Annotated in this window: 11 protein-coding genes and 1 tRNA gene; 9 read left to right on the top strand and 3 right to left on the bottom strand. The window is 70.7% G+C overall.

The genetic code is table 11. The annotated features are described in order from the left end of the window. Positions 1-43: 43 nt before the first annotated feature. The 4 genes from ACGLYG10_RS12505 to ACGLYG10_RS12490 all read left to right on the top strand — a co-directional run bounded on the left by ACGLYG10_RS12505 (position 44) and on the right by ACGLYG10_RS12490 (position 7819). The gene (locus ACGLYG10_RS12505; protein WP_073332554.1) at positions 44-754 is read left to right on the top strand and encodes a SatD family protein; all 711 of its coding nucleotides are present in this window, start codon (positions 44-46) and stop codon (positions 752-754) included. Next, on the top strand, positions 751-1437 hold the full coding sequence (locus tag ACGLYG10_RS12500) for a hypothetical protein (RefSeq protein ID WP_073332552.1): 687 nt from the start codon (positions 751-753) through the stop codon (positions 1435-1437). Before ACGLYG10_RS12505 ends, ACGLYG10_RS12500 begins: the two co-directional genes overlap by 4 nt. A gap of 372 nt (positions 1438-1809) precedes the next feature. Next, positions 1810-4281 carry an HNH endonuclease signature motif containing protein gene (locus ACGLYG10_RS12495; RefSeq protein WP_073332550.1) on the top strand — a complete coding sequence of 824 codons (2472 nt, stop codon included), beginning with the start codon at positions 1810-1812 and terminating at the stop codon, positions 4279-4281. A gap of 232 nt (positions 4282-4513) precedes the next feature. Then, positions 4514-7819, top strand: coding sequence for an error-prone DNA polymerase (locus ACGLYG10_RS12490; protein WP_073332750.1), 3306 nt, complete (start codon positions 4514-4516; stop codon positions 7817-7819). 34 nt (positions 7820-7853) lie between these two features. On the opposite strand, the gene ACGLYG10_RS12485 is transcribed toward ACGLYG10_RS12490, so the two are convergent. Continuing rightward, on the bottom strand, positions 7854-9230 hold the full coding sequence (locus ACGLYG10_RS12485) for an AI-2E family transporter (protein WP_073332547.1): 1377 nt from the start codon (positions 9228-9230) through the stop codon (positions 7854-7856). A 1-nt stretch (position 9231) separates the two neighbouring features. After that, positions 9232-9936: an HAD hydrolase-like protein gene (locus tag ACGLYG10_RS12480; RefSeq protein WP_073332545.1), complete on the bottom strand. Its 705-nt coding sequence runs from the start codon at positions 9934-9936 to the stop codon at positions 9232-9234. A 57-nt stretch (positions 9937-9993) separates the two neighbouring features. Here ACGLYG10_RS12480 and ACGLYG10_RS12475 point away from each other — a divergent pair, with 57 nt between their 5' ends. From ACGLYG10_RS12475 to ACGLYG10_RS12455, 5 genes are all read left to right on the top strand, one after another. Beyond that, entirely contained in the window at positions 9994-10866 is an 873-nt protein-coding gene (locus tag ACGLYG10_RS12475) for a D-hexose-6-phosphate mutarotase (protein ID WP_073332542.1), read from the top strand. 98 nt (positions 10867-10964) lie between these two features. Next, positions 10965-11052: transfer RNA gene (locus tag ACGLYG10_RS12470), tRNA-Leu, on the top strand. Positions 11053-11185: 133 nt separating this feature from the next. Next, positions 11186-12337 (top strand): bifunctional GNAT family N-acetyltransferase/nucleoside triphosphate pyrophosphohydrolase family protein, encoded by a 1152-nt coding sequence (locus tag ACGLYG10_RS12465; RefSeq protein WP_073332540.1) that lies wholly within the window; start codon positions 11186-11188, stop codon positions 12335-12337. A 63-nt stretch (positions 12338-12400) separates the two neighbouring features. Beyond that, a complete protein-coding gene (locus tag ACGLYG10_RS12460; RefSeq protein ID WP_073332537.1) occupies positions 12401-14473 on the top strand; it encodes a M3 family metallopeptidase in 2073 nt (690 codons plus the stop codon). Positions 14474-14527: 54 nt separating this feature from the next. After that, the gene (locus ACGLYG10_RS12455; RefSeq protein WP_073332535.1) at positions 14528-14863 is read left to right on the top strand and encodes a DNA primase; all 336 of its coding nucleotides are present in this window, start codon (positions 14528-14530) and stop codon (positions 14861-14863) included. Here the strand turns inward: ACGLYG10_RS12455 and ACGLYG10_RS12450 are convergent. Continuing rightward, positions 14851-15537: an ABC transporter ATP-binding protein gene (locus ACGLYG10_RS12450; protein WP_073332532.1), complete on the bottom strand. Its 687-nt coding sequence runs from the start codon at positions 15535-15537 to the stop codon at positions 14851-14853. The genes ACGLYG10_RS12455 and ACGLYG10_RS12450 overlap by 13 nt on opposite strands. Position 15538: the final 1 nt, after the last annotated feature.

Genomic DNA, 15538 nt, shown 5'->3' with positions numbered 1-15538 from the left:
GAGGTCCTTGTATTGGGGGAAATACAAGCGATACCGTGGAGACGTGGATGTCTACTACGCCATCATCGCCGACATCGTCGGCTCCCGGCGTCTGACCGACCGGCGCGCCGCGCAGGCCACCTTCGCCGATGCGCTCACGCGGGCGGCCGGGGGGCTGTCGCTGCCGCAATCGCCCATCGCCACCGTAGGTGATGAGTTTCAGGCCATCGCCGCCTCGCTGCCCGCTGCCCTGACGCTCACTGTGCGCGTCCAACTGCTTCTTCCCGAGGGGTTGGCCCTGCGCTTCGGCATTGGTGCCGGACGGGTGGAGACGGTCTCCGCCGACGCCGACGGCGCTGGCGCCACCATTCAGGACGGCAGTGCCTGGTGGGCGGCACGCGAGGCCATCGAGCAGGCGCACGCCGTCCAAGACGCGGGCCGAGAGTTCTGCCGCAGCTGGCTGCGTGTGGCGCAGGACGCCGTCGTCCCGGGCGATGCACAGGAGGTTGAGGCGATCGTCAATGCGCTGCTCCTGCTGCGCGACCAGGCCGTCACCCGCCTGCGACCGCGACAGCGGCGCATGACCGCGGCGCTCCTGGCCGGCGCCACCCAGGTCGAGGTGGCTCGGGCGGAGAAGGTCAGCCAGCAGGCCGTCTCCGACTTCTTCCGCGGGCCGGGGGCCGCCCTCATCGAGGGCCAAACCCTGCTCGACACCCTGCTCGACACTGTCGCCGTGGCGCGCACGGGACGCGAACCGCAGGCGGTGCAGCAATGACCGCGCTCGTACTGCTACTCGCCGGGCTCGCCAGCACCTTGCCTGTGCTGGCGCGGCGACTCTTCGGCGAGGGACGTCCAAGGCGGCGAGCCGTAGCAATCGCCGCCGGGACCGGGGCGCTCGTCGTCGTCGGGATTCTTCTCGCCCGGGGACCACTGGGACTTGCGGCCGCCGGTGTCGTGGTCGCCATCGTCGTCCCGGTGGTGTGGAGCGTTTGGGAAATGCTCGCGCCCAGTGAGTGGGGAGGGGCGGTGTCGCTCATTGCGCTCGCCGTCGGCTGTGGGGCCTGTGCCGTGCTAGCCGCCCCCGTCGGCATGTCGGCGGCGCGGGCGTGCGCCGTGGCGGGCGTGGTCATTCTCCTGGGGGCGCCGGCGAATGGGCTGGTGTCGGCCGTCCTCAATCTCGCTCGGGGCTCCAACTCGTCCGCGGGCACGCTGTCGCCGCTGGTTGTGGCGATGCGTGGTGGCCGCTGGATCGGACCGCTTGAGCGCATCCTCATCCTCTTGCTCGCGGCAGCCGGAGCGCAGGCAGCGGTTGCGGCGGTCATCGCCGCCAAGGGTGTGATCCGCTTTCCTGAGATCAACAAGGATCAGGACGGCCGCAAGGCGGAGGAGTTCCTCATCGGCTCAATGACCTCCTGGATTCTGGCGGTGCTTGCCATCGCTGCGGTGTCGGTGGCTTGAGTTGGAGGGTGTGTCGTGTGGTGCCGGGGCGGGCTCACGGGGAACGATCGCGTGAAGTCATCCGATAGGGGCGTGCCACGTGGTGCCGGGGCGGGCTGAACCGATGCGGGGCCGGTTGAAGCGGCTTGCTGGGTGCTGAGAGATGCGCGAGAAATGTGATGCACGTCTCACTGACGTGGGTGCGTTTAGGGCTGTGAGGGGCGAATTCGTGTCGGACCCTCGCGCTACTGTGTACATATGTTCGAAGGTAGGGGTGTTGAGAGCCAGCCCGCCCGGCGTGCCCGGGCGGGTCGGGTGACGTCGCCTGCTGCCGCGAAGCTGACGGCCGGGCCCCTGGCAAATCCTCAACCTCGCCATGCGGCAGGATCCCGGATGGATGGTGAGGTTGAGGACCTGGTCGGTCGTCTGTCGGGGGTGCCGGCGGGCGCTGACCTGGCAGATCTGATTGAGGGCCTGTTGTCGGTGCTGCTGGTGCCCGCCCACCCGGACGTCGCCACTGATGACACCGATGACACCGATGGCGCGGCGGACGCCAATGAGGTTTTGAGTATCCCTGATACCGACGCTGTGTTGGCAGCGGTTACCAGCCCGGCCGAGCGGATGCTGGCCGAGGCGGCCGGGCGGCTGGGTATGGACTGGGGACAGGGTGCAGGGGCTGATGCGCTGGCCTGCTTGGGTGGCCAGGTACTCAGCGAACTGGTGGGGGCCTGCCACCGGCTGGGTGCCTGGGCGGCCTGGGCGGAGGGCGTGGCGGCCGCCTGCCTGACCCGGACAGCAGAGATGAACCGCGGCACCCCGCCCTGGGGGCCGGGCGGCCGGCTTGAGCAGTTCATTACCGAGGATGAGCGGAGGTTCACCGCCAGCGGGGAAATCGCCGCCCGACTCGGCACTACTCGCAGCAGTGTGGACCTACTCCTGGACCGTGGCCAGGCATTGCTGCAACCCGAGTTCGCAGCCACGGAGGCCTTGCACCGGGCCGGTCTACTGGACACCTCCAAGACTGCCTTGATCGTCCGCCGGCTGCAGGACGTCAACCCCGACACGGCGGCAGCGGTGCAGGAACGGGTGCTGGCCCGTGCTCCACGCCGCACCTGCTCGCAGCTGGGGCGGGATATTGATCGGGCCCTGGCCGCCCTCGACCCCAACGGTGCTAGCAGTCGCCATAGGCGAGATGTGGCGGGGCGGCGGGTGACCCGGCCCCGTCCGGCCGGTGAGGGGACCCACGAAATGCGTCTGCTACTGCCAAGCCTGGACGCGCTACTACTGGACGCCACCCTGGACGCGATCGCCGCCAGCGCACGAGCCGCCGGCGACAGTCGGTCCCTGTCTCAGTTGCGGGCCGATGCCATCACCGGCATGACCCTGCGCACCTTGCAGGGCAGCCAGAACCTGGCCTGTCGAACCGCAAACGCCAATGACGTCAGTGCCTTCACCACCGCCGTCAGTGGGACTGGCCCTGCCCTCGCGACGGTCGGGCCGGGGGCTGCTGGTTTGCTGCCGGATGGGGTGCCGTTGCCAGGCCTGCTGGGGGCGCTAAGCAGCCTGGTGGAGCCATCTCGTCCCTGGTGGACGCCATCCGGCATCACCCCCGTGTTCCCGCCACCCGGAATCAGCGTCAACGTTGACGTCACCGTGCCGTTGAACCAGCTCCTACCCGAAGACGGCAGCGAAGGCCTGCCCGCCTGTGACGGGAGAGGTCTGCCCACCTCGTCCGGGGGAAGAACGGTGCCTACAGGCAGCAGGGCAACTACGCCCGAAACCGCCAGTGGCAGTGGGAGCAGTCTGCCTGAAACCGGCGGCGGGAGTCTGCCTGAAACCGGCGGCGGGAGTCTGGCCGTAGCCAGCGTCCGAGGGAGCAGTCTGCCCACCGACGTCGAGGTCACACGGGCGGCTGGGATCGGATCCGGCGGGGCTGCTACCGTCCCCCGGGCCGTCGAGGCAGCCGAGAAGGCTGGGGCGGCGGAGGTTGTGGTCGGCACCGGTCGCGTGGCGGTTCCTGCCGCCACAGCCAGGGCATTGGCAGCTGGCGGCACCTGGCGCAGGCTGGTCACCGATCCACTATCCGGGGTGGTGCTGGACGTGGGCCGCAGTCACTATCGGCCCCCAGCCGGCCTACGCGACCTGGTGCAAGCCCGTGACCAGGAATGCGTCTTCCCCGGCTGTGGCACCCCCGCAGCCCGCTGCGACACCGACCACATCACCCCCTGGGCTTCCGGTGGGGCCACCAGCCTGAATAACCTCACCACCCTGTGCCAAGCCCACCACCGCCTCAAGCACACTCCCGGATGGACCCTCACCCGTCAGAACACGGCCGACGGCGATGGCGTGCTGATCTGGACCACCCCCACCGGGGCCCGCTACCGGCGCACCCCCGACGGCACCATCACCCTCCTGCCCCGCCGCGTCGGGCCGCGTCAACTGGCCATGCCCGCCCAGCAGGCACCCCAACACCTAGCCGACGCGGTCGACAGCGCAGTGGTGAGTCGGCTTGAGCACGGCTTGAGTCTGGCTGCGCAAGCACAGGAACAAGCACGAGTGCAGGAAGGAGGCCCCGCCGTCGGCTCCGGTGACACAGTGCAGGAAGTCGACTCAGCCGCCGGTTCCGGTGGCGCAGCTCAGGAAGCCGCCCCCGCTGTCGGCTCCGGTGCCGCTATTGCCGAGACGCCTGGCGGCGCCTCCACGCGTCCCAGCAGGCGTCCCGGTCGGCCCCCGCAACCCCCGCAAGTAGTCAGCCGTGGGCCCCGGCCCGGGCACCCCATCGGCGCATTCGAGACCGCTCCCTTTCCCCAAGCCCTCCACGACCTGGGGTTAGCTCCATTACTTGACCAAATCCCGCCCTTCTAAAACACACCCCGGAAAGGCGGCGTGAGGTTCTAGTCGTTGGTGGCGCAGGCCCCGAGCCGTTGGGGGCGTGAGGTTCTAGCCACTGGCAGCACCAGGCCCAGCAGCTCTTCCGAGGACATTCATGAGGGCCGCTTCCATGACTTCCATAACCATGAGGACCACTTCCATGAGTCTCGATACCGACATCGGCGGCCGCGGTTCCGGTGCGCTCCCGCAAATGCCCGCCGGCACCATGGCCCTCACCGGTACGGCGGGGCCGGCAGGCACTACCGGAACCCATCGCTATGCCGAACTACATGCTCACTCCGCCTACTCCTTCCTCGACGGCGCCAACGAGCCCGAGGACCTCGTCGCCGCCGCCGTCGAGCTCGGTCTGGAAGCCCTAGCTCTGACCGATCACGACGGCATGCCCGGCATCGTCCGCCACGCCCAGGCCGGCCGTGCCCACGGAATCCCCACCGTTCACGGCACCGAACTCACCCTCGAAGACGGCGCCCACCTGCCGATCCTCGCCCGTGGCCCACTCGGCTATCACCGCCTGTGCGCCGCCATCTCCCGCCACAATCTCGCCGCCGGGCACCGTACCGATCCAGCTCACCGTTTGCCGATCCTGGCCGACGAGCTGCACTCGACCTGCCTGGTCCTCACCGGCACTGTCAACGGGCCACTGCGTCGTGCCCTCGGCGACCCGCATCGCCCCGATGCCTGGGACCCCGCCGCCGCCGACACCGCCCTCGGGCACCTGGTTGACCTCTTCGGCCACGACGGCGTCGCCGTCGAGATCTGTCTTGACGGCAGCCCCACCGACGCAGCCCTGACCGCCGTCCTGACCAAGCTGGCCTCCGAGCACCACCTCCCACTCGTCGCCACCGGCGCGGTGCGCTGCGCCCGCGCGGCCGACTCCCATCTCGCAGACGTGCTCACCGCCACCCGGCTACGCACCGACCTCGAAAACGCCCGCGGATACCTGCCCGCCATCGGCCGCTGGCTACGCGGCCCACAGGACATGGCCCGGCTGCACCGTCGGGCGCCCCACGCCGTCGACGCCGCCGCCGAGATCGCCCGGGACCTCGCCTTCGACCTCGCCCTCGTAGCCCCCGGCCTGCCCGACCCGGAGGTGCCCGCGGGGCACACCCCCGCCACCTGGCTGCGGGAGCTCACCCGCCGCGGTGCCCTGGCGCGGTACGGCACGGAGGCGGAGGACCCCGAGGCCTGGAGGATCCTCGCCCACGAGCTAGACGTCATCGAATCCCTCGGCTTCCCCGGCTACTTCCTCATCGTCCGCTCCATCGTCGACTTCTGTGCCAGCGCCGGCATCCTGTGTCAGGGGCGGGGAAGCGCCGCCAACTCGGCTGTCTGCTACGCCCTGGGCATCACGGCGGTGGACGCCGTCCGCCACCGCATGCTCTTCGAACGCTTCCTCTCCCCGGGGCGGGCCGGCTACCCGGACATCGACCTCGACATCGAGGCCTGCCGCCGCGAGGAGGTCATCCAGCACGTCTACGCCCACTACGGGCGCGACTACGCCGCCCAGGTCGCCAACGTCATCTCCTACCGGCCCCGTTCCGCGATCCGCGACGCCGCTCGGGCACTTGGCCACCCCGCCGGACTGCAGGACGCCTGGGCCTCCCGGATGTCCTACCACTGGAGAAAGGTTCGCATCGAGGACGGCCCCGCAGCGGATGCTCCTCCCGAGCAGGTCCTCGACGTCGCCGAGCACCTGCTGCGCCTGCCCCGGCACCTGGGCATCCACTCCGGCGGCATGGTGCTCGCCGACCGCCCGGTCACCGAGGTCTGCCCCGTGCGCTGGTCCGCCATGGAGGGGCGCACCGTCCTGCAATGGGACAAGGATGACTGCGCCGCCGCGGGCCTGGTCAAATTCGACCTGTTGGGACTGGGGGAACTGACCGCGCTGCGACTGGCCTTCACCAGTCTTGCCGAGCGCGGCGAGACGGTGCCCGACCTCGCCACCGGGGGAGTCCTGCGCCCCGCCCAGAGGGGCCGCCCCTGGGGGCTGCACACGCTCCCGGAGGAGGACCCGGCCGTCTACCGGCTGCTCAGCGCCGCGGACACGGTCGGCGTCTTCCAGGTCGAGTCCCGCGCCCAGATGGCCACCCTGCCCCGCCTGCGCCCGCGCAAGTTCTACGACATCGTCGTCGAGGTCGCCCTCATCCGGCCCGGCCCCATCCAGGGCGACGCCGTCAACCCCTACATCCGTCGCCGCCTGGGCCGAGAGGAGGTCACCTACCTGCACGAGTCCCTCAAGCCCGCCCTGGCCAAGACCCTGGGCATTCCGCTGTTCCAGGAGCAGCTCATGCAGATCGCCGTCGACGCCGCCGGCTTCAGCCCGGCCGAGGCCGACGCGCTGCGGCAGGCGATGGGTGCCAAACGCTCCGTCGAACGCATGGAGGCCCTGCATGAGCGGCTAGTCAGCGGCATGCAGGAACGAGGCATCGACCACCAGACCGCGGAGACCATCTTTGACAAGCTCCGCGCCTTCGCCGACTTCGGCTTCCCCGAATCGCACGCCTTCTCCTTCGCCTACCTGGTCTACGCCTCCGCCTGGCTGAAGGTCCGCAAGCCCGAGGACTTCTACGCCGGTATCCTCGCCGCCCAACCCATGGGGTTCTGGTCCCCACAGACTCTGGTCGCCGATGCCCGCCGCCACGGCGTGCGGGTACTGCCCGCCGACGTCAACGCCTCACGCGAGCAGGCCTGCGTCGAACCCCAGGACGACGCTGCCGCCCCGCCCGCCGACCCCAATGCCCTCAGCCCCCTCGATGTTCACCCCGACCTGGCCGTCCGCCTGGGCCTGGCCCCCATCAAGGGGCTGGGGAACGACGTCGCCGCCGCCATCGTCACCGAGCGCACCGCCCACGGCACCTACACCGGCGTCGCCGACCTCGCCCGCCGCGTGCGGCTGAGCCGCTCCCGTCTTGAAGCACTGGCCGCTTCCGGAGCCCTGGCCTCCCTTGGTGTCGCCCGCCGCGAGGCCCTGTGGGCGGCCGGCGCCCTGTCCCAGGAGTACGGGCAGCGTCATGCCGTCGGCCGCGAGCGGACCGCCTGGTACCAGCCGCCCCTGCCCGGTACCGCCGTCGGCGCTCGCGCTCCACGCCTGGCCGACATGACCGCCCGGGAGCGGCAGGACGCCGACCTGCGCCTGACCGGGGTCTCCACGGAGGCCTCACCCATCGTCTTTCAGCGCGACCGGCTCACCGCCGCCGGCGTGCTCACCGTCGCGGAGGTCCTGCACCACGAGTCGGGGCGCCGAGTACGGGTGGCCGGGCTCGTCACCCACCGGCAGCACCCCAACACCTCAGCCGGCACGATCTTCTTGAACCTCGAGGATGAGACCGGCCTGCTCAATGTCATCTGTCCCGCCGGCATGTGGCGCCGCTATCGCGACGTCGGCCGGCGGGCCGCAGCCCTCGTTGCACGGGGCATGGTCGAGTCCGGTGACGGCGTGACCGCCCTGGTAGCCGAGCACCTGGAGGTGCTGCCGGGAGTCACCTCACCGGGCAGCCGCGACTGGTGCTGAGGCGGTCGCGCCAGCTGGGCGATCAGCGCGTCGCTCAGTCCTTGTCGCCGGTGTAGGCGGGCAGCTCGCCGACGACCGGCGCGTCCTTGGTGTGCAGCTCGGAGTACATCGACCAGGCCACGCTCACCAGCGGCACCGCCACGATCGCGCCGAGCAGGCCCGCCGAATAGGTGCCCACGGCCACGGCAATGATGACCACCACCGGGTGCAGCGACACCTGCCGCCCCATGATCAGCGGCTGCAGGATGTGCCCCTCGATCTGGCCGATACCGGCCACCCCCAGGCCCACGACGACCATGGTGATGAAGCCCTTGGAGGCCAGCGCCACCACCATGGCGATGATCATCGCCGTCGGTGCACCGATGATCGGGATGAAGGCGCCGATGAACACCAGCACCGCCAGCGGCGCGGCCAGCGGCACACTGATGACCTGGAGGAAGATTCCCGCCATGATCCCGTCGGTCAGTGCCACGAGCACGGTGCCGCGGGCGTAACCCGCGAAGGTGTACCAGCCGGCTCCCGCGGCGTGGTGGACATCCTCGCGCATGCGGGCCGGCAACTCGTTGAGGAACCACCGCCACATGCGCCCGCCGGAAGCCAGGAAGAAGATCGTTGAGAAGATTGCCAGCGCCAGCACCGCGAAGATGTTCACCACCGTGCCCGCGTTGGACAGCACCTCGGTAGCCAGGGTGGGGGCATTGTTCGCCAGATAGTTCTGCCCCTGTCGCAGCAGGTCTTGCAGCCGCCCCATCAGCTCCTGCTGGGTCAGGTCCAGCGGCAGGGGGCCGTTGACGATGAAGTCCACGATCGTGTCGACGCCGTCCGAGAACTGCGATGCCAGCGTGTTCCACTGGTTGGTAACCGAGGTCACCACGTAGGTGACCATGCCCACCACCAGGGCCAGGGCTGTGAGCAGCGCCAGGAAGGTGGCCGGGTAGCGGGGCATGACCCGGGCGAACAGGTTCACCAGCGGCTGCAGGATCGAGGTGAGCACCAGCGCCATGAACACGCCCACGAACACGGGGACCACCCGGGAGGTGGCGAAGAACACCAGGCCGATGATGATGATCATCCCCAGCAGCAGCCAGGCCCCGAGCCCGCCGCGCACCAGCCAGGAGGGCAGCGAGTTGAGCGGCGAGGGGCGAGGCGCACCGGCTGCCGCCTCGCCGTCTGTGTCCGCGGCGTCGGCGGTGGAGGCGCCCTCATAGCGCAACTGCTGCTCGCGCGCGTCCAGCCGGGCGCGTTCGGCCCGGTCGATGGTGCGGCCCAGCACATCGCGTCCCTCGCGCAGCCGGGAGGTGAAGTGGTGCAGCGCCGAGTCCGATTCCGGCCGCTGCGGCTCCGTTTGGCTCGTCGGCTCCGGCGGGGGCGCGGGTTCGGCCTGCTCCGGCTTGTCTATAGCGTCCGCCATCTCAAACCTCCACTCCGAGCAGTGCGCCCACTTCGGCCGGGGCGGCGGCGAGGGCTTTGGCGCCGCGCAGGATTTCCGGGTTGCCGTATCCCCACAGGGCCCCGATGCAGTCGATGCCCTCCGTCCGGGCGCCGGCGACGTCGTGATCGAGGTCGCCGATGTGCACCGGTCTGCTGACGTCGGCTCCCGCCTCGGCCAGACGCTCAATGGCGGCGTGGATGACCTGAGCCTTCCGGCCGCCCAGGTCCCCGGCGGCCGCCCCGCTGACCGCGCTGAAGCAGTCAAGCAGACCGGCGTGCTCCAGGATCTCGCGCGCGTAGCCCTCATGCTTTGAGGTCGCCACCGCCAGCGGCACCCCGGCGGCATGCAGGGCACGCACCAACTCGGCCACGCCGTCGTACAGGGGGGAGTCGAGCATCGTATCGCGGTAGTGGCGCCGGTAGGTGGCGACCGCCTCGGCGTTGGCCGTGCCGGTCAGTCCGGCGTTAAGTCGGAAGCCGTCCACCAGCGGCGGGCCGACGAAGCGCATCAGCTCCGCCGGCGTCTGCTTCGGCAGGCCCAACTCGTCGAAGGCCAACTCCAGTGCCGCCAGGATGGCCGGCGCAGAGTCGATCAGGGTGCCGTCCAGATCGAACAGGACGGCGGTCGGGGCGTAGGGCAGGGGGAGTTGACGGTCCTCGCGACCGGCTCCGGCGGTGACATGCATGTTTTTCTCGGCTCGCTCTCGCTCGCGGACGCGGCTCAGACTACTAGCGTGGCACCCATGAGCACGCACGCCACACGCCCCCGCCTGCCGCGGACCACCGCCCTGACCCCGGGCCGGGGAGGTCAGCCACGACTGCTGATCGACGCACCCGCCGGCAGTGCTGAGATCTACCTGCACGGAGCGCACCTGACCGCCTGGACGCCGCGCGGCGGCAGGCCAGTCATCTTCACCTCGCGCCGGGCGATCTTCGACGGCGCGGCCCCGATCCGGGGCGGCGTCCCCCTGTGTCTGCCCTGGTTCGGGGCGGGTGTGAGTGGCGATCGGCGCCCCTCCCACGGGTGGGGGCGGATCTCGCCCTGGCAGTTGTCCAGCGTGCAGTCACGGCCGGGCGGCGGTGTGCAGGCCCTGTTCGCACTCGAGCGTGACGGCATCGCCGCCCTGTACTCCGTAGACGTGGGGGAGGAGCTGGGCCTATCACTGTCCCTGCGGCGCACCGGCGGTCCCGGGGCGGACGAACCGGTGGAGGCCGCTCTGCACACCTACCTGGCGGTGGGGGACGTGACCGCTGTGGAAGTGGCGGGCCTGGAGGGAGCCACCTATCTGGACAAGGTGACCGGCCAGGCCGGCCAGGTGCAACACGGCCCGCTGCGTATCACCGGGCAGACGGACCGCGTCTACGCCTCCGGCGCCCCAGTCACACTCTCCGACCCGGCCTTGGGGCGCCGAGTGAGCGTGATCGGTGTGGGGGCAGCCAACACCGTGGTGTGGAACCCGTGGAGCGCCGGCGCCGCCGCGCTGACGGACCTGGATGACGACGAGTTCGCCTCCATGCTGTGTGTGGAGAGTGCCGTGGTGGGCGATAATGCCGTGCGCCTGGCGCCGGGGGAATCGCTGTCGCTGGGTACCCGTATCACCGTCGCGTCCCTGTGATGCACGGCACCCGGGACGGATTTGCCCGCCTTGGCCCGGAGCGTGTTAACTTTCCTCAGTCAGCAATGCGGGCCTGTGCCCTGCGGCGGTGACCACAAGTCCGAGTGGCGGAATAGGTAGACGCGCTAGCTTGAGGTGCTAGTGCCTGACTAAAAGGGCGTGGGGGTTCAAGTCCCCCCTCGGACACCCGCTCGAAGGGCCGCGGCCGGTAGGTCGTGGCCCTTAGTCGTATCCACTGAACGCCGGCTCGACGCCGTCGGACGGACTGCCGCGGCCTGACCGCCTGCCCGCGTGCAGGCGGCGCCGGTAGGCTCGCCGCATGCAGCCCTTCGAGATCCGCGTGCCCGCCGAGACCCGCGACGGCGCCAACCTGCCCGCGCTCCTGTTGTCTGTTCCCACCAGCGCCGACGTCGACCGGGTGGCGGAGATCTGCCAGGATCCCGACATTCAGGAGTGGACCACCGTCCCGCGCGGTTACACCCGCGCGCAGGCGCAGGACTTCATCGACCGCATCGTGCGGGCCGGCTGGGAGGCCGGCAACGACCTGACCTGGGCGGTGCGCGAGGTCGCCGCCGACGGCTCCGCCCTGTTGGTGGGCATGATGAGCATTTCCGGACAGGCCGACGGCGCCTGGGAGATTGGTTACTGGCTCGCTCCCGAGGCCCGCGGTCGCGGCACCGTCTCTCGGGCGGCACGCGCGCTCATCGACACGGCCTTTCACTCGGACGGCCCACTGCACGCCGTCGCCCTGCGCTGGCGCTGCGACATTCACGACGGCGTGCCGAACTGGGCGTCCTGGCGGGTCGCCTGGGGGTTGGGTTTCCGCCGTGAGGGGCGAGTGCGCTCCTTCCTCGCCAACGACGGCGTGCTGCACGACGGGTGGGTGGGCACGCTCCTGCCCGCCGACCCGCGCCGCCCCGCCGCCCCCTGGGACGGTCCCGTCACGGTCGGCGGGCAGGTGGCCGGCTCCTCGCACACGCACGGCGCCGCCACGCCACTGGTGGCCGCCGACCCGGTCGGTGAGCGCGAGGGCGACGACCCCGAGGCGCTGGTGCGCCGCTTCCACTCCACCTACGGGCTGCCCATCCGGACGGATGGGCCGAGTCTGGACCGCGAGAGCCTGCACATGCGCATGAGCCTGATCGCCGAGGAGTTCGGTGAGCTGATCGGCGCCGTCTATGGGCAGGCGGCCCGCGGCGAGGTCGAGGCCGCTTACCGGCGCGCCGTCGCAGCCGACGACGGCACCCGCGACACGGTGGAGGCCGCCGACGCCCTGGCCGATTTGGTCTACGTCATCTACGGCATGGCGCTGGAGACCGGCATCGACCTGGCCGCGGTGCTGGCCGAGGTGCAGCGCTCCAACATGTCCAAGCTCGGGGCGGATGGTCGGCCCATCTACCGGGAGGACGGCAAGGTCCTCAAGGGGCCCGGCTTCTTCCCGCCGGACGTTCCCGGCGTGCTCGGCCTCTAAGAACCCCGGGACGCAGCCGCCGTCGTCCGGTGCTCCCTGGGATGGGCCGGAGCGCGTGGCAGGATGAGTCCCATGACTCAGGCCGATCCCGCTGCGGCGGACGCACTCCCCGAAACCAACCCCTTCGCCCGCCCCTGGGAGCTCGACCTGGAACTGCCCGACTTCGGCGCCGTCTCGCCGGCGGACATCGAGCCGGCGGTACGGGCCGGTATGGCGGCTCAGCGTGCCCAGTGGGAGGCGATTGCCACCAACCCCGCCGCGCCGACCGTGGAGAACACGGTCGCCGCCGTCGAACGCAGCGGCGAACTGCTGTCCCGCGCCCTGACCGTGCTGTACGCCCTGACCTCTGCTACCGACAGCCCCGAGTTGGACACGCTGGAGGAGGCCCTCGCCCCCGACCTGGCCGCCCACGACGACGCCTACAGCCTGGATGCGCGCATCTACCGGCGTTTCAAGACCCTCGACGAACAGGTGCGTGCCGCCGCCCAGGCCACGCCCGCTCGGACCCCGGTGGACGCCGACGGTCAGGCGATCGACGCCGAGACCGCCCGCTACATCCGCCTGGCCGTGGAGGAGTTCGAACGCGACGGCGTCGCCCTGACCGGCCCGGACGCGGACCGGCTGCGCGCCATCAACGCCCGGCTGACGGCCCTGTCCACCCGCTTCGCCACTCTCACCACCAACGCGATGCACGCCGCCGGCGTCGCCAACTTCACTGCCACTCCCGCGCTGGCCACCACCGCCACCCACGCCGAGCGCGTCGCCCTGCTGAACCGGTCGCTGGGCCGTGGACTGTCCGGTGAACATGACACTCGGGCCCTCGTGCTGGAGGAGGCCAGGCTGCGGGCCGAGCGCGCCCGGCTGCTCGGCTACCCCCACCACGCCGCGGTCGTCGCCGCCGAGTCGGCGGCCCGCACCAGCCAGGCCGTCAACGAGCTGCTCACCCGCCTGGTGCCCCCGGCCATGGCCAACGCCCGCCGCGATGCCGAAACCTACGCCGCCCGCATGGCCGCCGACCCGGCCACCCAACCCGGGGAGAGCTTCGGCCCCGCCGACTGGCCCCGCTACGAGGAGGCCGAGCGCAAGGAACGCTTCGGCGTCGACGACGCCACCCTCGCCCCCTACCTGGAGCTGAACAACGTCGTCGAACGGGGCGTCTTCTACGCTGCGACCCGCCTGTACGGCATCAGCTTCCACGAGCGTCCCGACCTGGCCGCCCACATGTACGCCCCGGATGTGCGCGTCTGGGAGGTCCGTGACGGCGAGGGCGATGCCGCACCCCTGCTGGGACTGTTCGTCGGCGACTACTACGCCCGCGAGGGCAAGCACGGTGGCGCTTGGATGGACTCCCTGGTGGAGCAGAGCCACCTGACCGGCCGCAGGCCGGTGGTCATCAACTGCCTGAACCTGACCAAGCCCGAATCCGGGCCGACGCTGCTGAGCTGGGACAACGTCATCACCGCCTTCCACGAGTTCGGCCACGCCCTGCACGGACTGTTCGCCGATACCCGCTGGCCCAGCGCGTCGGGCACCAACGTGCCCCGCGACGTCGTCGAGTTCCCCTCCCAGGTCAACGAGAAGTGGGCACTGCACCCGCAGGTCATCGCCTCCTACGCCCGCCACGTGGACACCGGCGCACCCTTGCCGCAGTCCCTCGCCGAGCAGCTGCGCAGCCAGGGCGCCTTCGGCCAGGGCTACGCCACCACCGAGTACTTGGGGGCGGCCCTGCTCGACCAGGCCTGGCACACCCTGGAGGCACAGGACGTGCCCGACGACGTGACCGCGGTCGAGGCCTTCGAGCACGCCGCCCTGGCCGACGCCGGCATTGACGACGCCCTGGTCCCGCCCCGTTACCGCACCACCTACTTCGCCCACGTCTTCGGCGGCGGCTACGCGGCCGCCTACTACGCCTACATCTGGAGCGAGGTCATGGACGCGGACACCACCGAATGGTTCCGCACCGACGGCGAGGGCGGCCGCGGCGGCGACCTGGGCCTGAATCGCCGGGCCGGGGAGCGCTTCCGCCGTGAGTTCCTCTCCCGTGGGGACTCCCGCGACCCGCTCGTCTCCTACCGCGCCTACCGCGGCCGCGACCCCAAGATCGAACCGCTGCTGCGGCGCCGCGGGCTGAACTAGATCGTGGCCTTGGCGGTAGACGCGGCCCACGGTTGAGCCGGTATCCTTGCCCACATGACGAATGACCCGCGGTCCGCGCTCAACCGACTCATTGCCGCCTTCGAGGCGCACCTGGACGCCGCCGCGACGGGTGACGAGACGTCCCCGGCCGTTGTCGCGGCGGAGGACGCCCTCCAGGACGCCTTCTTCACCTACGACGACGCCCTGTTCACCGCCTACGGCATCGAACTGCCCTTCGACGCCTTCGACTCCGATGAAGACGAGGACGACGATGAGGCGGAGGACGACGAGGACGAGGGTGCCGAGGACGACTACGACGACGAAGACGTGGACGAGGACGACTACGACGACTACGACGACCGGGAGGTCGACGACGACTACGAGGGCTGATCGGCCTGCGGGGACAGACTCCCGCCACCCATGGTGAAGGCCCGGTCCGCGAACCGGTCCGCCTCGCTCTCGTGCGTGACCACCAGCACCGCCGCCCCGGCGTTCGCCGCTTCACGCAACAGCTCCAGTGCCGCCACGGTGTTCTCCCCGTCCAGTCCGGCCGTGGGCTCGTCGGCCAGCACGATTCGCGGCTGCAGCAGCAGGGCCCTGGCCACGGCCATCCGCCGCAGCTCGCCGCCCGACAGCTCGCTGGGCCGGGCCTCCCTCAGCTCGGCCAGGCCGACCGCCTCCAGCAGCTCCTCCGCTCGCTGCTGCGGGGGCTCCGCGCGGCCGTACAGGACCGCCGGAAGCAGCACGTTCTCCAGCACCGTCAGGCTGCGCAGGGCCGTGTGCCCCTGCGGCACCAGGCCGATTCTCCGGTTGCGCAGCCGCGAGCGCTCGGCCTCACCCAAGGCGTACAGATTCTCCTCGCCGACCATGACGCTGCCGGCGGTGGGCGTCAGCATCCCGGCCAGCATGCTCAGCAGCGTGCTCTTGCCGCTGCCGGAGCGACCCGTGATGACCGTGAGCGTTCCCGCCTCCAGCTCGAGGTCCACCGGCCGCACCGCCGTGAATGTCCGGCGGCTCCGTCCCCGGGAGAAGTCCTTCGCCAACTCCCTTGCTCTCAGCTCCATG

This window comes from Actinomyces glycerinitolerans, assembly GCF_900098745.1.
GTDB classification, from domain to species: domain Bacteria; phylum Actinomycetota; class Actinomycetes; order Actinomycetales; family Actinomycetaceae; genus Actinomyces; species Actinomyces glycerinitolerans.
Note: the sequence above shows the minus strand (reverse complement) of the source record. Positions and strands in the feature narration are given on the sequence as shown.